Source organism: Vibrio sp. nBUS_14 (genome assembly GCF_051201655.1).
Classification (GTDB): domain Bacteria; phylum Pseudomonadota; class Gammaproteobacteria; order Enterobacterales; family Vibrionaceae; genus Vibrio.
In genome coordinates this window covers 3,248,187-3,267,990 of record NZ_CP179206.1, presented here as the reverse complement: position 1 = coordinate 3,267,990, position 19,804 = coordinate 3,248,187, and the positions used below count along the sequence as shown (strand labels likewise).

The window sequence follows — 19,804 nt, the reverse complement described above, 5'->3', positions numbered from 1 at the left end:
CTATGAGGTTTGACTATGGATGTTGAATCTCGATAGTTTGTAGCTGATATCCAGCCTGACGGTAAATTTTATACCTTTCTCGAGCGAGTTGCTTAGGTTTTTCTTCGCAAGGAACGAAGTCTATCACCTGAGCAAAGGCGTTCGCAAAGGTTGTATGATTATCGGCCAAATTTATTACCAATTGGCGGTTCCAATTAGGTTTGACACCTTGATGGCCTATCTCAATATTCGTTGAATATTTTGGACCTTCGCCAACCAAGTTGTGCGCGATAAATTCAGTAGGCTCTACCTGCCAAAAAACTTCAGCGATACGCTCAGCATGATCTTTATCGTTACAGTTGAGATAAAGTTTAGCGCCTTGTTTTGCAAAATGCTGCGCAAGAAACAACACGTAGTGAGCAAAACCCTCTTCACTGGCTTGCGGGCTGTCTGGAGACACAATGTAAAACGTAGCAGTCTGCATATTTAACACTCGAACTGAAAATCGTGGATATCAATGTTACTTAATTAACAGGATCTAACAAATAGCGCTTATTAAAAAAGGGCCCGTAGGCCCTTTTCATTATTTTGAAGATTGCTCTTCAGTCTCATGGCCGCTGCGGTTCAATAAGAATTGGACTAGCATTGAGACAGGACGACCTGTCGAGCCTTTCGCTGCGCCTGACTTCCACGCTGTACCTGCACTGTCGATGTGAGCCCAGTGGTACTTTTTGGTGAATTTAGACAGGAAACAACCCGCGGTGATAGTACCGCCAGGACGGCCACCAATGTTTGCCATATCAGCAAACGGGCTGTTTAGCTGCTCATGGTACTCGTCTGCCATAGGTAGACGCCATGCACGGTCACTTGCTTGCTCTGAAGCATTAACAAGTTCATGAGAAAGAGGGTTGTGGTTTGATAGAACGCCACTGATGTGGTGGCCTAAAGCAATAACACACGCGCCAGTTAGTGTTGCAACGTCAACAACGCAATCAGGTTCAAAACGCTCAACGTAAGTTAGAGCATCACATAGAACCAAGCGACCTTCAGCATCCGTGTTTAGTACTTCAACTGTTTGGCCAGACATGGTTGTTAGAATATCACCTGGACGGTAAGCATTGCTACCCGGCATGTTTTCACAGCCCGCAAGAATACCTACAACGTTGATTGGCAAGTTCAGTTTCGCCAATGCTTTCATTGTACCGAATACAGATGCAGCACCACACATGTCGTACTTCATCTCATCCATGCCTTCACCAGGCTTAAGTGAGATACCGCCTGAATCGAAAGTAAGACCTTTACCCACTAGAACGATAGGTTTTGCATTTGGGTCAGCAGCACCTGTGTATTCCATGATAGACATCATAGATTCGTTCTTAGAGCCACGGCCTACTGCTAAGTATGAAGTCATACCCAGCTTTTCCATCTCTTCTTCACCGATGATCTTAGTCTTTACTGTCTCATAATCGTCAGCTAAACGACGAGCTTGAGAAGCAAGGTAAGCCGGGTTTGCGATGTTCGGTGGCATGTTGCCCAGGTCTTTAGATGCTTTCACACCTGAAGCAATAGCAAGACCATGAGAGATCGCTTTTTCACCAAGGCTTAGTTCGCGACGTGTTGGTACGTTGAATACCAATTTACGCAATGGGCGACGAGTCTCTGGTTTGTTGCTCTTAAATTGGTCGAATGTGTAAAGACCATCTTTAGTTGCTTCTACCGCTTGACGAACTTTCCAGTAAGTGTCGCGACCTTTAACGTGAAGCTCTGTAAGGAAACATACTGCTTCCATAGAACCTGTTTCATTTAGTGTACTGATGGTTTTTTGGATAATTTCTTTGTATTGACGCTCGCCTAGCTCACGTTCTTTACCACAGCCTACCAATAGAACACGTTCTGAAAGTACACCTGGTACTTGATGCAGTAGCAGCATCTGGCCAGGTTTACCCTCTAGATCACCGCGACGAAGCAGTGAACTAATATAGCCATCGCTAATCTTATCTAATTGCTCGGCTACTGGAGAAAGGCGGCGCGGTTCGAATACACCGACAACGATACATGCGCTGCGCTGTTTCTCTGGGCTGCCACTTTTTACACTGAACTCCATGCGTACTCCTACATCCTGAAGACAAATCGAACTAAATGTTAGATAATGAGTTCTTACTTGTTGGATCCTATAATGGAACTAACCTTAAAGAAGCACGCTAACACTTAGCTAAAAATTTAAAAAAATAAAAGGTTCAACGGGAAATTATAGTGATTCAATCAAAAAAACAAGTTTTGTATAGGTAATTTGAGCGTGATTATTGTTAGATATTTGATCCGCGAGACAATCAAGAGCCAATTTGCGATCTTTTTTGTTCTCTTTCTCGTGTTTCTCAGCCAAAAATTCATCAGTGTTTTAGCGGACGCCTCTGATGGTGATATTCCTGCGAGCCTTATATTGTCGATTGTTGGTCTAAATATGCCAGCGATGGGCTTATTGATGCTTCCACTCAGTATCTATATTGGTATTTTACTTACTTTTGGTCGCCTTTACGCTGAAAGTGAAATAGTCGTAATGAACGCTACGGGGATTGGTAATAAATTTCTTATCCAATCTGCGCTTTATTTGGCTTTGATTACTGCATCTGTTGCTGCCTTTAACTCATTTTGGTTATCTCCTTGGTCTCAAGATAAAGTTGAGCAAATGTATGAAGAAGTGGCTGCAGAGAACAGTGTTGATTTGCTGCCAAAAGGTAAATTTGAAGGTACGCCGGATGGTTCTTCTGTCGTTTTCATTGATGATATCGACGGTAATAAGTTAGAAAATGTGTTCGTTGCTCAAATGCGCCCACGTGATTCGGTATTGCCTAGTGTAATGTTCTCTAAGTCGGGTGATGTAAAAGAACTTAGTGATGGTCGCCAAGTGATTGTGATGTACGATGGTACTCGTCATGAAGGGATTCCAACGCGCCTCGATTATATGGTGACGCACTTTGAAGAGTACGAAGGTTTAATTGGTCAGCGTGAGGTCGAGAAAAAAGGCCGTGACTGGGAAGCCATTCCTACGCTCGAACTGATTGGTAATTCAGAAAACAGTGCGAAAGCAGAATTACAGTGGCGAATTTCATTGGTGCTTTGTATTCCATTGTTGACCATGCTTGTTGTGCCACTGTCTGCGGTGAACCCTCGACAAGGTCGTTTCGCTAAAATTGGCCCAGCCATTCTAATTTACCTAACCTATTTCTTAGCAATCAGTGCAACTAAATCTTCGATTGAAGAGGGGAGTATGCCTGCGGTAGTCGGCATGTGGCCAGTTAATGCGTTATTGTTATTTGTTGCGATTGGTGCAAACTTTATGGATAGCGTGCCAGTAAGGCGTTTGAAAGAAAAATTCAAGAATAAAAGGTTAGCTTAAGCCGTGTTTAAGATTCTCGATTTATATATAGGCAGAACCATCATCGCAACTACGTCACTGGTATTGGTGACGTTTGTTGGTCTCTCTGGGATTATCAAGTACGTAGAGCAACTGAGAAAGGTTGGTCGTGGTACTTATGATCTATTACAAGCGCTGTATTTCGTTCTATTGAGTGTTCCTCGTGATATCGAAATGTTCTTTCCAATGGCTGCATTACTTGGTGCACTGATTGGACTGGGTATGCTTGCTGCGAGTTCTGAGCTGGTGGTGATGCAGGCTGCGGGTTTCTCTAAGTTAGATATTGGCCTATCGGTACTCAAAACCGCTATTCCATTAATGATCGTCGTGACTCTTCTTGGTCAATGGGGAGCTCCTCAAGCACAGAAGATGGCTCGTGACTTAAGAACCATATCGATTGCTGGTGGCAATATCATCTCTACCCAAAGTGGGGTATGGGCGCGTGATGCTAATGACTTTATATTCGTTGTCAAAATTGACGATGAAAAGTTATATGGTTTGAACATGTGGCGCTTTGATGAAAATAAGGTACTTAAGACGGCGATATATTCTGAAGAAGTCGATTACGTCGGAGACAACGTTTGGACAATGAACGATGTCGAGATCACGTCGTTCGAAAATGAGATTCAAATTACCAAAGAAAGTCTACCGACATACTCATGGAAGACATCACTTGCTCCAGATAAGCTTGCGATTGTAACGGTTAAGCCAGAAGAGCTCTCTTTAAGTGGACTGTATGATTATGTTTCCTACCTTAAAGCGTCGGAGCAAGATGCATCACGCTATGAACTCGCTTTATGGAGAAAGATAACTCAGCCTATTTCGATAGCGGTCATGATGTTGATGGCACTGTCGTTTATCTTTGGTCCATTGCGAAGTGTGACTATGGGAGCAAGGATTCTATCGGGGGTTATTGCAGGTTTCACCTTCTATATATCCAGTGAGTTCTTTGGTCCTGTCAGTTTGGTTTATCAAATACCACCGGCCTTTGGTGCGCTCGCTCCGAGCGTGGTGTTCCTCGGAATTGCCATCATGCTCTTGCGACGGAAACTGTAAATAGAAAAAGGAAGGCATAACGCCTTCCTTTTTTGATCTTGATTGTAGTGAGATTAATAGCGTTATCGTGCTTGTGGTAGCACTACTACTTCAGTCTTCGCCCAGATGTCGTGAAAGCCACGCTTCTGAGGATCGAATGGAACACATAAGTTTGCCAATCCAAATCCTGAGGTTCCTAAACGAATCAGCGCTTGGGTTACGGTAATTGCTGAGCCATCTTTGTTTTGAACACGCAGTTTCCAAGCTCTCATTCCTAGCGTTTGGCCTGCTCTTGTCCAGAAGAAAACAAAGAAGTACACCCAAACCACGACTAAGTAGAAAGTATATGCAGGGCTCCAGATAGGGTGGTTCGTTAAGAAGTCACTAACATCGGCATAACCGCTATGGTTAAAAATGCCAAGAGCCATGAGAGCGTGCAGCAGAGCGACAATGACGCCAGCCGCCAACATTTCAATAGCGATTACGATAAGGGCATCATAGAACAAGGCACCAAATCGGCGCATTACTCCTGCTGGTGGCATTGTATTTGTTGATGTCATGGTGTTATTACTTCTTTAAAAATTTAGGTGTCAGAATATAGGCTAAGGCTTAGCGTGAAAAGAGACATGACGCACAGCTTATGACTTAGTGGCGAAATTATCGGCAAACACACATGAATTCAAGTTTTTATACTTGCCACATCAGTTCGCATACGTATAATGCCAGACATCGAAAGGGCAATGCCCTAAGATAATGCCAGTATGGTGAAATTGGTATACACGACGGATTCAAAAATTCCTAAGTTACTAATTTATAAAGAATTTTTATGAAAAGCCTCGATTTTTATCGAGGCTTTTCTACATTCAGAATATGCAAAAATACAACCTCCATCACACTTCAAAATATTCCTTCTTAATTTCTTTTATCTTTTCCTTACGGACAACTTCCTGTCCAACTTAATCATAGAACAGCAAAAACAGAACCTAAGTTTTACTGGTCACTGCGGTCAAAGCGGTAAACCGAAAAGCGTTAGTGTGTCTCCAATTTAGAATATCTTCAAAGCTTGATGGTTAGATACTCAAGACAGCAAAACCGAAAAGGTACTGTCACGCTACTGTCGTATGTCGAGAAAAGACAGCCGAGGAGTTCCCATGTTAGTCGGAGAGCTACTTAACTTAAAATGTACCGGATGGTGATGCTTTCAGGTGGTCTAGCAAGTTTCTGGACTAAAATCAGTTTCGGAAAATGGGAAACATTAGTGGCTCATAAATATCGTCAAGTATTACTGGCTAAAATAAACTTTTAGATGGGTTGAAATTGAGTAAAGCAGACATGATGAGAATATGTAATAAGGCAGTAGGTATAAATGTGCATTCGGGTTCACATGGAGAGTTATTATTATAGGAATAAACATATCATTTCCATATAAAACCAATTTTAAAATCAAAGGAAAAGGCTTAGTCTATTTAAAGGATTAGGGAAAATTTACTATCATTATCAATTATTACCCGATGCGCTAATCGCGGTAGATACACAGCTAAAACTTTTGCGATAAGACAATGGCGAAACATGGTTTATAGGTTCTGTATGCTCTCCCTGATTGATAATATCTTGGTGGAATGACGCAGCTGGATTAATAGAAAATATAGACATTGCACTTCCAGGCTTTATAATCCCGCAGGATGGTCATATCGGGGGAGAGTAGATCTGCTACGTCTCAAACGATATTTTCAAGTCGCCTTAAGTCAATGCTCACAACTTATTGGACACTATATTTAAACTCTAACAAAACTTTAAGGGACTTGTAATTTACCTTAACAGTTATTGCTAACCTATTCCCTCTACGCTACAAATCAACTTGTACTGGAGGGGTGTTTTTTTGAGGACAAAATTTGAAACTCGCACCAAAAATATTCCTAAGCTTCGGCTCTATATTGTTACTTACATCTATAGTCTTTGGGTTTTCTTTTTATGGCTTAGAGAAAATAGATAGTAGCCTTTCTCAATACAATGAACTGTCTTCAGACTCTAACTTATCTAGCAATTTAGAATCTAATATGTTGATGGTGCGTATGAATGTAAAGGATTATCTCATAACACAGAGTGATAAGGACCTTAAGCAGTATCACGATTATTTTGATAAAACTAAAAGGCTACTTAATAGTGCAGAAACTGAGATCAACAAACCTGAACGTGCTTCCTTATTAAAGGAGACAATCCAGCTTATAAGTGTTTATCAAGACTCATTTGAAAAAGTTGTACAATTAAGTAAGCAACATACTGTGATTGAGAACAATTCATTGGCTCCCAAGGGAGAAGACATGAGGTTGGTCATTGATAATATTCTTACATCTGCAAATGAGGATAATGATGCACGAGCTGTATTTTATGCAAGTAGAGTACAAAAAGAAGTGCTTGTTGGACGCTTGTACGTAGTCAAGTTTCTTCAGTCTAATATCGAAAATGACTACAAGAAAGCGTTAGATTTTATGAATGGCAAACTTCGTAGTTCTATCATTACATTAGACGCTGAACTGCAAAACTCTGAACGTAGAAAGTTACTTAGTGACTTTAAAAAAGCACACGAATCTTATACTGAGTCGATGAAAGAAGTTTATTCTTTAATAGAACAAAAAAACAATCTAATTAAAAATAAACTCGATGCAATAGGCCCCCGAGTAGCAAAGAATCTCGACGATATGAAACTATCCGTAATCCGAGACCAAAAAGAAATTGGTGAGAAAGTTACATCAAATGTCTTATCAAGTGAAACTATTACTCTTACTATTGCAATCATAGCTATCATATTGGGACTTATTCTAGCCTACGTTTTAACCGGTGCGATTACTAGGGCCATTCGAAAAGCACTTAGTGCCGCAAAACAAATATCTCAAGGTGATTTAATAGTTAACGTTGAAGGTGGAAAAGATGAAATTGGTGACTTGTTGAATGCAATACAGCATACATCCAATACTCTAAACAATGTTATCTCAAAGGGTAAATCATCGGCTGACATTGTATCAATAAAGCAAACAGAATCTATATCGGCTGTAAACTTAGGTATGGAAAATGCGTTACATTCGCTATCGGCTGTAGAGCAAATTGCAACTGCTTCAACTGAACTATCGTCAACCGCGACAGATGTAGCTGATAGTGCACAGAAAGCTGAGCAAGCAGCAAAAGATGCGAGCAATACCATTTCAGACAGCCGTTTGGTGATAGAAAAGTCTAGAAAAACGACAACTTTAATTACAGACTCAATACTTGAATCACAAAAGACTATAAATGAACTTAGGGAGCACACTGAAAATATTAATAGCGTCATTGATGTTATCAATACCATTTCTGAGCAAACTAATTTACTTGCTTTAAACGCGGCAATTGAAGCAGCTAGAGCCGGAGACCTAGGGCGAGGCTTTGCGGTTGTTGCTGACGAGGTTCGTGCCTTGGCAGCTAAAACTCAAAAATCAACTATTGATATACAGGCAATCATTACCCAGCTTCAAGAGCAATCCCAAAAAGCTGATGAATCGATGCAAGTTAATGTTGAATTAATGGAAACGACAGTGAAAGACAGTCAACAGCTAGTTCAGTCATTCGATGTAATCTCTAAATATGTAGATAACATTTCAGATGTTAATGCTATTGTTGCTACTGCTTCTGAAGAGCAAAGCGCGGTTACTTTTGATATTTCTAAACAACTTGAAGACGTAAACAGCCAGGTTAAAGAAAATATTCAAGTGATGGAAAAGATAGTTTCATCTAGTGATGAGGTCAAGGTTGTCACTGAGGAACTTAAAAAAGAATTTGATTTCTTTAAAGTTTAGAATAATAAGTTATTACAACAGAAAAGCACTAGATAGAGGTTCTCTTGGTCCGCATTTCCACTAGTTCCCGCTGATTTTGGATAACTTTTATTATGGAGAATCAATGCCCCAAATTTTTAGAGTATAAGCTCTGAATGGTTTTTTGGGAAAAACGAATCACAACCTCAAACTAAAGTCTCCCGCACCTTCATAACTTGAAAATATATATGAATACCTTAGTTAATCACTGAGGTATTCACATGAGTAAACTATTCAAATTTACCCCAACCAAACTTAACAATATTCCACCCCACGATAGACGGTCTAAATCCACCAACAATGAAGTCTCTGATACCGAAGTGCAGGGCTTGAAATTGCTTATCGGCAAATCTGGTAAGAAGCGCTTCCTACTAAGGTTTATATCGCCAATCTCAAAGAAAAAATCCAGCATTGCACTCGGTCAATGGCCAGATATCGACTTACCCACTGTTCGAAACAAAGCTCGTAAGTTAAAGGTACAAATTGCCGATGGTATCGACCCTAAACTTGAAAGGGATAAGCAAGTCGAAACTCAAGTACCGACCTTATACGACTTCTTTCACGATACCTTTATTGTTTCTAAGAGAAGCAAAGGTAAGAAAACGTGGCGTGATGATATCGCTAGGTTTGAGCACTGGAAGCACCTACATACTAAACCTATCGATAAGATAACTGGCGTCCATCTTCATCAAGTTCAAGCAAAGCTATTAGCAACGGAGTATCGCCCTGGTAAGAAGTACGCAGCAGCCACTGTAGACCGCACCATTGCCCTGATGAAAACTGTTCTAAAGGAAGCATACCGCCTTTTAGACATACCCTACATTGGCGATAAGGTGTCGCTTATCAATCCAGATAACATGAGGACTCGCTACTTAACCATGGAAGAAACAGCCGCAGTGATACGTACATCACGAGATTACTATTGTCGTGTGACTGGAAACTTCATAGCGCTTCTGTTTCTTACCGGATGTAGGGACTCTGAACTTCGAACCCGAAAGTGGAAAGATATCAGCCTCATTGATAAAACCATGTTCGTTCCTGATACCAAGAACGGATCTAGTATGACGGTGCCGCTGACGCCATTTATGGTCGAACTGTTCCGGGAGCTATTAAACATGAGACAAAAAGGCAATCCATACATCTTCTTTGGTCGAAAGGAGAGAAGCTACATATCACAACCGCGCAATGCTTTTACGCGTATCAAAGAGAGGGCTGGGATCAAGAACCCTCATGAAGTTTGTTTTCATGTGGCACGTCATAGCTTCGCGACAAATTTAATAGAGAACGGTGTTGATGTTTTAACAGTGCAGCGTCTAATGAACCATAAAGACCTGAGTAGCACCCAAAGGTATGTAAAACACTCCAAACAAAAGCTGCTCAATAGTTCGGATACATTGTCCTCGGTACTGAAAGAACAAGCTCCAAGGCTGGCGCACCGCATCAGTTAAATAGTTTTAACCTTAAAATCAAACATATATAAAAATTACATATATGCCCCTACTGGCTCTCGCTAGTAGGGGCTTTTTCGTATCTGGAACAAGGAAAAACACATGCAAGTAATAAAAACTTTTACGGAATTGATGGGCTTGAATTTACCTAGCTCTGATAAGGCTAATCTCATGACACATTTAACTGAAGTAACGGATGGCGATTTGAATGAGTTGGAGAAAAGTTGGGACGAAATAGGCATCACCCTGATTTTGTTCGATGAGAGCGATACCAATCAAGACCTCGATCATATGGATGAACAGACCAAGTACCTGATTGATTTCGTCACTAATCACCCAGAGTACGTGCTGCTTATCGGCTCTATGGTCATAGCGTTAGGTGTACTTAACGACCATGGCTCAGGTTGTTACCTAGCCGGATACACCAGCACTCAGCTCCATCCAATTCAGACGCTATTGACCCAGGTTGATAGCTAGTCGTCACTCACGCAGCAATATTTCACATTATTACCGACAGGAGAATATCTATGAACCAACACAAAGTAGACCCAGACTTTCCTAATGCTGACACTCAAGACGAGCAACGCCAAGAGATTAATCATTTCGAACAAATCGTATTAACAGGTGCAGCATCGAAACTAGCAGGGACTGGCAAGGTCTTGTACGAAGTGGCGTTGCATAATGAAGAAAAGCAACTCTACTTCAGGATTGCAGGGCAGGAAGGTGGCGCAGGACTTCATTCAAAAGAGTGGCTATCCGTTACAGCCATGCTTGAACTGATAGAAGCGCAGAAAGATAAACCATGGAAAAGTCAGCTGTACAAGCAGTTGTTTAATGGAGGCTCAGCAAACAACCATTCGTTCTGTTCCGTGATAATTAGGGACTTAGGTTTAGCATCAAAAACGGATTCATCACGCTACTTACATGTACTTTCAACAGACTTCGAAGATAAGAAAAGTGCATTACTGGCACTCACCAAATCTCAAACCACATCTAAGAAAAAATAACTCTACTAGACAGTAAGACGACAGAAGAAATTTGCTAGGTCGATGAGTCGTAACTTGTTTACTTCATCAGGTAATTACCACCAACGGACGATGAGTAATACGGTCATCACTGATATCACTACTCGACGGATTTCAAATTTCTTGAGTTATCACTGGAAGAGTTAATGACGAGATCAGAATACTCACCTCGAACCAAGCCATTTCCTAGTTTTCATACCTCGCACCACACAAGTGTGCATCCCTAACAAACTAAAAGAGAATTTATTATGAAACTATGCTTTTCAAAGAATAAGCTGACTTTACCTGTCAGTGTCGATCTTCAAGATACTTTAAACCGAGTGATCAACGAATCAGGCAAATGGACACCCATGATCCAATCGGTCGTGATTAACTTTCGAGAAAAATCATACAGTCCTGAGAACGGTGGCTACCACCCTGTCGAGGTTCGTATCACTAGGCTTAATGATCAATGGGTTTTCGATTACATCACGGATTTTAGTTACTGTGGATTGATGCCTGAACTTGAGAAAGAAATCGACTTTGATTTTGGTCATGGTGTGGCTTACATCCGTTACATGGGTGAAGTTCCCATTACTGAATCCAGTGTCGCTGAGTTCTATTCGATGTGGGAAACCAACTTTCTAAGCTACATCGGAATGGACTGCTTTGATGAGGTAAAAGTCACGGTGGATTAGTCCATCACTAACGAATCAAGTTGAAAGCACCATGTATGGACCATAAAATCCGCCTCTCACTTCCTAGTGAAACCAAGGCTTCCTATTGCTCCATGTAACTCATGGTGTGATGGGAAGCCTTTTTCATTAGGGTAGCCGGTGTTTTGTTATTAAAGGCTCCCATTGCTATCTGGAAGCAATGGGAGCGAGTGTTTAGGTTTAGCTATGGCGCGTAACGTATAGAGGTATTGGGAACGACTTCCCCGGAGATTTTCTATAGTCATCCGTTCTAATTACAGCGCCAAGAGCGCACCTTAATTCAATGTTTACAGCTCGGAGTGACAACTTGGCCATTTTCACTTTTGGTATGAGAAACAAGGTCAGAACGGGCGTTTTACCACGACACCGAGATAAGCATTGATTGGAATAGAAACTTGCCCTTTATAAGCTCAATGACAAGTTTAATCCATTAAAACCACTCTCGCTAAAACAACCAAGTTATCTGGCTCAAGAGAACCACCACAGCCACATTGGTAATATCGACGATAAACAAATATGGGCTGAATTCAGTGATTTGAAGCAGATTTCTAGCATCAGTTCTCATAGTAATACCCCTATATATTCAACCTGCTCAAAGCGCAGTTATTTATTAGTTAGTCACCGTTCGCTGAAAAACAGCATCGTTTTGAGTCTTCCCTTAACTGGTATCGGTTCGAAGTTTCGTAAAATACCCCAGTTCCTATATCTAGCATCCAAAGCTTACAAACCTCTGCATAGTGGTTTCTTTATGACATGGGGCGACTACAACAGAGAACCGAAACGACATTATGTCTTGGTGGTTGCATTTCATCTCAACGAACCATCAACAAACCCAACGGCGTACTTCAATCTGCTCACTGCCTTCTACTTGGTTGAGTCTAGATACGCTTGGAGCTCTTGCTTCAACAAGTAACGTATCCAATCTGGTGAGAGCACCTCTGCATGAGGTAGCCACGTTTTAAGTTGGCGTATTAACTCTGGAATGTTCTTAGTTTGGTGACTAATGAACACATCCCCTGAATCTAGCTCTTTCAATACTCGGAAGTCATCGGCGTTACCTTCATTTAAGAAAGCTCCCACGCCTTTAGCGCTCATCTGTATAAGAACTTCAACGGGATTGAGTAGTTCATCCTCATATCCGCAACCAGTCAGCTTCTGCTCAACGCTAGGGTCAGGAGAGTATTTATCCTCGTAACGCACTAACTCACGAATCTTAGCCACTCTGAGTGACTCTAGGTGGTTTCTGTGTGTCCCGACAATGAACCACAATCCACGTTCATTCAACAGTTTGTAGCTGTGGAACTCATCGTAGGTTTTCCCTTCATGGCTAAAGCTGATCACGTTTCGTCGTTGTATCGATTCGATAAGTTTCTCGAACACCGAAGCACATTCACTGATGTCCTCGACTTGTGGGTTCTTGAAGAGAAAAGGTGGTGTGGTTTTATTGTTCAATACGCCATTGCTTAGATAGTGCTTACCCGAAAACAAAGTATCGAATCCCATGTTTAACAGCAGGAGAGATAGCTCGTTATTGGTCTGTCTGCCTAAGAACTTAGGGTCTAACGAGTAACAAGCACCGTCACGTTGTATAGGTAGGTAATTTAACCGTTCATTGAAGTCCCGATTTAACGTCCTCCTTGCTACTCCAAATTCACGACTTAAATCATCTAGATGTAACTTCTCACCCGTATTCAAACGGGTCAGGATGATGCCAAGTCGTTTCGCTAGTTTGTCATGCTCTTTCATTCTACGCATTGTAGATAGGTCGCTCGTCAGGTGGTGTCGCACTGAGAAAGAACCTGATTATTTCTAGCTAATTTTCATAAGGTTACTGATATTGCTATAGCTTTCATTAGTTATCTCAAGGTATGTCTTACAAGGCATTCATCAATCATTTCAATATTTCTACATCTGAGCGACACACCCTGTCCCTAACCCTCTTTAAACTAATCATCAATCACGTTAACGCCGTCTTTATCGGTGGCGTCATTACGTCTTTAAGGAAAAACAACAATGAAAAAATCAATTGTCCTGCTAGGTCTAACTTCGCTTTTCGCATCTTCAGTATTTGCAGGTGGTACGTTCGGTGGTAATCCTGTTGATATTTCGAAAATGAAAGAACTGCTAGAGCCGCAATGGAATGGTAAAGCAGGTATTCAGAATACAACGTCTTACGGTGTCATCGTTCAATGGAAAGCGGATGTCTGTGGAACCATGAATGGTCATGTCACTGATACGACGAAATGCACCTCAGACACCCCGAAAGGTAAAGCACAATAAGTTTTGTTGCGGAGCTTGACTCACGATGCCTCAGTTTCGAAATTGGAACTCTCTAGGCTGAGGTATCAGTGAGCTCCGCAACACCCAATCAACCAACAACAAGGAGCCTTAACATGGCGATTAAATCAATTACAACACTCGTTACAACCTGTCCTGCATGTGGTGAGCGTGCTTATGATGATGGTAGCTGTCAGGTGTGTGGTCACTCTCACTAAAGCTGTATTGGTAAAAATCTAAGGGGTCATGTTCTTAATTGAGCATGGCCTTTTTTCATATCTATAGGAAAGGAGAATCATGATGAAAGCGTATGATCGAATCATGCCTCAACAACGATGGTTTAAGCCTAGCGTTTCAACCGGATTGAAAGGCGCACAATACGGAACGGCTCTAGGCGCTAGGTTTGGGGCTCAGGGTGTTGTCCTTGGTGGTGCAATCGGGTTTGTCAGTGGAGCCTTAATCGGTGGTGTTCTGGATGAGCTAGACGTTCTCTAATGATTGAAGGAGTGGAGGTAACTCTGCTTCTTCTCTTTTTTTCGATACACACTGGTACTTTAGATGCGACTTTTTAACTCGTGGTCGCAATTTGATTTTAACTAAGTGTTTGAATTTTAATGTGTATACTGGTGGTCCTAAATGATGCGTATGGGTAAGAGATTAGGAGCGTGATATCCCTGTGCAATCATCGAGGGGTGATTTTTCTTGATACCGATGTCTTGGCATCAAGATTCCTTGTTCCTATATCACAGGTTAATTCTTGCTTGTTGATTCTACCCTCTAATACATTGGAAACGGTTGTGGTAAGTGAATATTGATGCCCTATCACAGCAAAAAATTCAGGAGGGTAAATACGAACACAAATATTTAGCCTAAATCTCCTTACCCATATATAACTTCTAGGGTTTCTCTCTAGCCACTGATACATAAGGTGTGAGATGGTTTTTGAATTGCGGTAATAGGTATAAAATGTCGCAAGTTGATGACTTTACTCTCGAATGTCACTCTGGTGGGCTTCTTTTAAAGTAGTAAGATGCTTTTCTCTCTAAATAAGGACTATAAGAAAAAATGGCAACGAAGGTAAAGAAAGGTTTTATTACAACTCCAAGTGGTGATGAGCGATCTATTCAAACGATACATGGTGCTTTGCTGTGTGAGGAAACGATTGTACTGACTGGTAGTGATTCTCAGAATATCGATTTTCAACAGTATGACTCTATTGAGGAAGCTGGTGATGTCTTTAGAAAGTTAGTTAATGCATTAAGTCAAGGTGAGGTTGTCAAAGGTAACCGCTTTATCGAGCTTCCAAATGGAAATCTTCTTCGAAAAGAGCAAATTATGGCGATAGAGCTGATTACCAATACATATGAAGGTTTCATCTTAAGGAATAGGAAAGACCAGATTGTTGATTTTGTGGCGGAAAGTGACGTGGGTAAACGTGAGATCATTAAAGCTGAGTTATTGAAGTCATTAGAGGAGAAGACCGGAAGGGCGAAAGGTTATCAACCTGAATGGAAGAAGTTATTGGGGTAATCCACTTGGTATTGGGCGGGTCTCCTTTTTAATTTATGGATAACAAAAAAAACTATGACTACGAATTTAGATATCACAGACACAACCTCCTTTTCCCCTATTTTAGGTGTTCAGGCGACTAAAAGAGCGACTGAAACCGCACAGCTGAATAACTTGATTGAGACATGGAATAACCGTTTTGAACCTGAGAATCAGAAAAACAGTGCTGATGAACTCAAAGCATATTTAGAGAAACGGAAACGATCTGATTCTGTTCGCTCTGGTGGTGAAGTGTCGCAAGAACTAGATCAATATCTAACTGATCGAAAGAGTCGATTTAAGTTTCTTAAGGCGAAGGGTGGCAATGTTCACATCGGAATCGATTCTGAATGGGAATACGATGAGGAAAATGAGTGCAACAAGATTCTTTCTTATCAGTACTGCTTACTGACCCCTGATGGTAATGAGTATAAAGGCGTTGATTACCCCAAGAGCACCGCCAAGGAAGACCGATTCGAGTTTAATAATTACCTCTTCCAGATCCTTAATAGAGCCAAACGGCATGGATGGATAGATGAGTACCCCGCTAACACCTTTGTGTATTGCCACTTTATGCGAGCTGATCTAGCGTCATTTGCTGCTTACTGGAATATAAAAGGCAGCAAAAAACACGATGCTGCTATGACTACGGTGAGTAATGCTAGAGGGGACTACGGACTGGATTTGAGGTCAATTGGCGCATCTCAATATAAACCGAAAGAAGTAACGTTTACCGGAAATAATAAGAGGCCAGAAAAGACCTCTATTCACCTGAAAGATACATTGTTTTTGTCTCCTGGGAGGACATCACTTGATGTTATCGGTGAGGCTATTGGTATTCCTAAAGTGGAAATACCAAAAGGCTACTCCATTGAGCGAATGAGTGAGTTGCTTCGGGATGACCAAGGAACCTATGAGCTTTACGCCATAACCGATGCAGAAATTGCCGTGAAATATGGTCGTTTCGCAGAAGAGTTTGCATTAAATGAGTTAAATGAGGTCATTGCACCTGAGTCTAATATTAATGGGAAGAGAAAAGCGCGTAATAGATTGAAGTATCTACCGAATACGCTAGGAAACTTATCCGTTGCGCTGTTTAAGAATGTTTATGCTGACCTGTACGAAAAGAGGGAAAAAGCCGAGATAAAGCCGAATCTAGCGCTGAATAAAGTATTTGGTATGGAAGAGGTCATCACGTACAAATGGGATGACAAGTCAAAACGTTCTGTTCCTAAGTCTCTATTAGTATTGTCTGGAGAACGAGACCGAAATGAAGCGACAGCTCGACGTTGTTTTTTTGGTGGTCGTAATGAGGACTATGTTTATGGTCCATCACCTAAAGGCGTGATAAGTGACTGGGATTTGGTTGGAGCGTATACCACGGGGTTAGTTGACATATTACCTGTTGATTATCGTAGGGCGTTTTCATCAACCAATATTAAAGATTACCTTGGTCATGTGATGGGATTTGCTTATGTGCGTTTCAGATTCAAAGAGGGAATAAGATTTCCATCCCTTCCAGTGAGAACTGAGACTTATGGTTTGTATTACCCATTGAGTGGTGAGACTTACTGTACTGCGCCTGAAATTGCGGTCGCTTATAATATGGGATGTGAGATTGAAATCCTGTATGGCGATATTATTCCTTGGGTAGAGGGCGCTGAACCTGTCTTTGAGCCGTTTACCAAGGTTATCCGTAAGCTTCGGAAAGAGCATAAAGGGACATTTAAAGAGAAGATCGCTAAAGACGTAGGAAATACACTCTACGGAAAAATTGGCCAGCAGGTTGGATTTCAACGGAACAAATTTGATACCAAAACAGGGTTGAGCAGACCGTCTACCAGCTCACCTGTGACTAACTCTTATTTCGCTTCGCATGTAACTGGTTTTATAAGAGGCGTTTTGTCTGAGCTATTGGCTAACGTAGGTGATGCGACTGTATACAGTGCTACTACAGATGGAATGCTTACTGATTTAGAAGATGGAAGCCAGATGATTATTAATGAATACCATCTGGATGGAGAAACCTATCCTTCCGTTACCTCACGCTTTCGGGATTTATGTCGTAAGTTTGGTGATGAGGACATGCTGGCTTTGAAGCATCAAGTTAAGCAGGTCATTGCTATGAAGACGAGAGGACAGTTAACCGCTGAAATGCTTCCTAATGATGGTAGTAGACCTGATTTAGTAGAACTTCGTAAAAAGCCTGTTACAGCTAAAGCTGGAGTTAAACCACCGAGGAATTGCAAGGATGAAAATCAATGGATGGTGGACCTGTTCCTTAATCGTGAACCTTCTCAGCGCATATCTAACAATTCCTTAGTATCTGAGCGAGACATGTATCTGCATGAGTTGGATATGGTGGAAATCACGAGGGACAAGTTCCTGAACCTAGAGTTCGATTTTAAGCGCAAACCAGTGAACCCACGAATGATGGAAGTGCTAAACCCGAAAGATGGCAAAGTAATGGAACATCTTGCTTTCGATACTGTTCCTTGGCTTAACAGTGATGAAGGTCAGCTTGCTCGCTCTACGTTTGATGCGTGGCGTAAAGGAAAAGCGCCTAAGAAACCAAAAGATGAGACTGGTGAAGCTGAGCAAGCTAAGTCGAAAGAGTATAAGCGGATTGATGCTCGTTGCCTTAAAACAATGGACGACTGGCATGATTGGACTGACTTTTACAAGATTAAAGCCGTTATGACGGTTAAAGGCCAGAATTACGAGAACAATAGTTCTGAGGGTATCTTTAAGCGTCATTTCCTGACTGCTTTAACTAATGATGCTTGGGGGTTGAGTCGTATTGGTTCTGATGGAAAGAGAATCACTTATGCTGCTATTGCTGAGATGTTTACTGATGCTGGTTATCCAATTACGAAGAAAGATGTCGAGAACTCTAAAGGTCGGAAATTGTATGAAAATATGTTGCCTGCTGCACCTAAGCTTGTTCCTATGTTGATGTGGGTAAAAGATCAGTTCCCAGATATGCAAGTTGAGAAGTTCTTTGTGGAAGATGAATACGCAGAAGTGTTGAAGTTGATGGAAGCTGAACGTAGTAAACTGGCTTTATAAATGGGTTCGTAGGGTAAATAAATTGGAAGTATTCACCCTACGTGTCTTTCTAGCCGCTTCTCTGTGGTGATTGGTGTTGTACTCTTAGGTTCGGTGTCTGGTGAATGTATAGTCTGCCTTAATCATGTATGTATGTGGGATAAGTATTAAATCTTGGTCGGTGTCGTGTTGCCTCTTGATCGGTGGCGATATGTATGAAAATGAGAAGAAAGCAACAGGACTGAACGTTTCTACTTAGTTGGTCATCATGGCAACTTGATTGCTGGGTGTGTTTGTAAGCGAATGTTCCACCTTCTGTAATGCTTGGTCCCGTGTGATACTGATTTCCTTGTATCTACAATACTATGGTGGAAAATTTCCAGTAAGCATGGTTTCTTGAAGCTTTGCTGTAATGATGCATTGGTGGTCTTGGGAGTTGATTGTCTAGTCTGGTGATTTTAACGCTGACCATTTGGTGTAAGAGAAACTTCAATTCCGCCGAAACCAAGAGCCCTTATCCCACCTCAGAACTTTGAAAACGATGCTGTTTTTCGTCGAACGTAACTAAACTAATAAATAACTCTGCTAAGAGGTCCGATTTAAATATGATTTACTCTAGTAGTGAGTGTTGGGTGATTGAGTCTGAAAATCCTAGGAGCCTATGTGAGTTATAAAAAAGCCTAATCCCTGATTAGGATTGGGTAACATCTATCTACGGTAGATTTATTGTTTTCACTTCTGAAGCGATTGCATTCGCTGTTGATAAGCGCTTGTGGTTGGTTAATGGCAGTGAATTAGTTCACATGGTCGAGGATGGACGTAGTTTTCTGCATAAGCTAGTTATTACCTGCATCTGAGAAAGTATCGGCAGTTGAACATAGAGTTTGCCCTAGTTGCCAATCTGGGCTTGTGATGCGTGTTGCTAAAAGGGGAGTTAATTCGGGTAAGAGTTTCTATGGCTGTTCGACTTATCCGAAGTGTCGTTACACCTGTGATTGTTGATATATGTGCATAGGGCAAAGTGCAAAGTGCAATCGTAGGGAGTGGGTAGAATAGCTTGGTGATCACTTTACTCGAAGTGCTTTACTCGAAGTGCTTCCTAACTTGAAAATGCCCGTGCGACCTGAAGTCGTATGAAGCGTTGTTCACCACGACAAGAGTGAACCATCTGTATCACCAGATGACCCTAGGTTCCTGAATAAAGCAGCGGAACCGACAATGTAACGAAACTCAGTCGTTAGCTGAGTGGGAACGGAATCGTGAGAAGATGTTCCTCCTGAGAACCACAGCTCGGGTGAGTGCTAGGGAGTCAATATGATGAATGTAATGTGAATCCATGTAAGGTGCGTTATACGATGAAGCAGCGGAAGTGGTTAATACGCTGTAGCCAAAACGGCAACGAGAGTCGGAAAGGAGTTGGGCATTGGCCTTTCGTGATCAAAGTACTCTCCGCACTAGAGTGGGCATCTAAGTTGACATTTTACGTAAC

At 41.5% G+C, this 19,804-nt stretch carries 15 protein-coding genes and 1 pseudogene; 12 read left to right on the top strand and 4 right to left on the bottom strand.

Annotated features, from left to right (window positions below; translation table 11 throughout):
- Positions 1-13: 13 nt before the first annotated feature.
- Positions 14-463 (bottom strand): DNA polymerase III subunit chi, encoded by a 450-nt coding sequence (locus ACMAZD_RS15355; RefSeq protein ID WP_017107785.1) that lies wholly within the window; start codon positions 461-463, stop codon positions 14-16.
- Between the two features lie 99 nt (positions 464-562).
- Positions 563-2,083 carry a leucyl aminopeptidase gene (gene pepA / locus ACMAZD_RS15350; RefSeq protein WP_435247834.1) on the bottom strand — a complete coding sequence of 507 codons (1,521 nt, stop codon included), beginning with the start codon at positions 2,081-2,083 and terminating at the stop codon, positions 563-565.
- 192 nt (positions 2,084-2,275) lie between these two features.
- Between pepA and lptF the strand changes: the two genes are divergently transcribed.
- Complete coding sequence (gene lptF / locus ACMAZD_RS15345) at positions 2,276-3,376, top strand: LPS export ABC transporter permease LptF (RefSeq protein ID WP_435247833.1); 1,101 nt, start codon at positions 2,276-2,278, stop codon at positions 3,374-3,376.
- A gap of 3 nt (positions 3,377-3,379) precedes the next feature.
- Positions 3,380-4,450, top strand: a complete 1,071-nt coding sequence (gene lptG, locus ACMAZD_RS15340; RefSeq protein ID WP_435247832.1) for an LPS export ABC transporter permease LptG — start codon at positions 3,380-3,382, stop codon at positions 4,448-4,450.
- A gap of 62 nt (positions 4,451-4,512) precedes the next feature.
- Here the strand turns inward: lptG and ACMAZD_RS15335 are convergent, their stop codons facing one another.
- The gene (locus ACMAZD_RS15335; RefSeq protein ID WP_281053292.1) at positions 4,513-4,989 is read right to left on the bottom strand and encodes an RDD family protein; all 477 of its coding nucleotides are present in this window, start codon (positions 4,987-4,989) and stop codon (positions 4,513-4,515) included.
- 1,332 nt (positions 4,990-6,321) lie between these two features.
- On the opposite strand from ACMAZD_RS15335, the gene ACMAZD_RS15330 reads away from it, so the two are divergent.
- The 5 genes from ACMAZD_RS15330 (at position 6,322) to ACMAZD_RS15310 (ending at position 11,424) form a co-directional block, all read left to right on the top strand.
- Positions 6,322-8,256, top strand: a complete 1,935-nt coding sequence (locus tag ACMAZD_RS15330) for a HAMP domain-containing methyl-accepting chemotaxis protein (RefSeq protein WP_435247831.1) — start codon at positions 6,322-6,324, stop codon at positions 8,254-8,256.
- Between the two features lie 239 nt (positions 8,257-8,495).
- Positions 8,496-9,722, top strand: coding sequence for a tyrosine-type recombinase/integrase (locus ACMAZD_RS15325; RefSeq protein ID WP_435247830.1), 1,227 nt, complete (start codon positions 8,496-8,498; stop codon positions 9,720-9,722).
- 102 nt (positions 9,723-9,824) lie between these two features.
- Entirely contained in the window at positions 9,825-10,199 is a 375-nt protein-coding gene (locus ACMAZD_RS15320) for a hypothetical protein (protein ID WP_435247829.1), read from the top strand.
- A gap of 50 nt (positions 10,200-10,249) precedes the next feature.
- Positions 10,250-10,729 carry a hypothetical protein gene (locus tag ACMAZD_RS15315; protein WP_010434987.1) on the top strand — a complete coding sequence of 160 codons (480 nt, stop codon included), beginning with the start codon at positions 10,250-10,252 and terminating at the stop codon, positions 10,727-10,729.
- A 266-nt stretch (positions 10,730-10,995) separates the two neighbouring features.
- Positions 10,996-11,424, top strand: coding sequence for a DUF2787 family protein (locus ACMAZD_RS15310; RefSeq protein WP_435247828.1), 429 nt, complete (start codon positions 10,996-10,998; stop codon positions 11,422-11,424).
- 882 nt (positions 11,425-12,306) lie between these two features.
- On the opposite strand, the gene ACMAZD_RS15305 is transcribed toward ACMAZD_RS15310, so the two are convergent.
- Positions 12,307-13,188 (bottom strand): helix-turn-helix transcriptional regulator, encoded by an 882-nt coding sequence (locus ACMAZD_RS15305; RefSeq protein WP_435249390.1) that lies wholly within the window; start codon positions 13,186-13,188, stop codon positions 12,307-12,309.
- Positions 13,189-13,455: 267 nt separating this feature from the next.
- Here ACMAZD_RS15305 and ACMAZD_RS15300 point away from each other — a divergent pair, with 267 nt between their 5' ends.
- The 5 genes and pseudogenes from ACMAZD_RS15300 to ACMAZD_RS15280 all read left to right on the top strand — a co-directional run.
- Positions 13,456-13,722, top strand: coding sequence for a hypothetical protein (locus ACMAZD_RS15300; protein ID WP_435247827.1), 267 nt, complete (start codon positions 13,456-13,458; stop codon positions 13,720-13,722).
- Between the two features lie 297 nt (positions 13,723-14,019).
- The gene (locus ACMAZD_RS15295) at positions 14,020-14,214 is read left to right on the top strand and encodes a hypothetical protein (protein WP_137027067.1); all 195 of its coding nucleotides are present in this window, start codon (positions 14,020-14,022) and stop codon (positions 14,212-14,214) included.
- 570 nt (positions 14,215-14,784) lie between these two features.
- Positions 14,785-15,249, top strand: coding sequence for a hypothetical protein (locus tag ACMAZD_RS15290; RefSeq protein ID WP_435247826.1), 465 nt, complete (start codon positions 14,785-14,787; stop codon positions 15,247-15,249).
- A 54-nt stretch (positions 15,250-15,303) separates the two neighbouring features.
- Entirely contained in the window at positions 15,304-18,336 is a 3,033-nt protein-coding gene (locus ACMAZD_RS15285) for a DNA polymerase (RefSeq protein WP_435247825.1), read from the top strand.
- Positions 18,337-19,046: 710 nt separating this feature from the next.
- Positions 19,047-19,317, top strand: a pseudogene (locus tag ACMAZD_RS15280) (topoisomerase DNA-binding C4 zinc finger domain-containing protein); the annotation flags it as partial.
- Between the last annotated feature and the right edge of the window lie 487 nt (positions 19,318-19,804).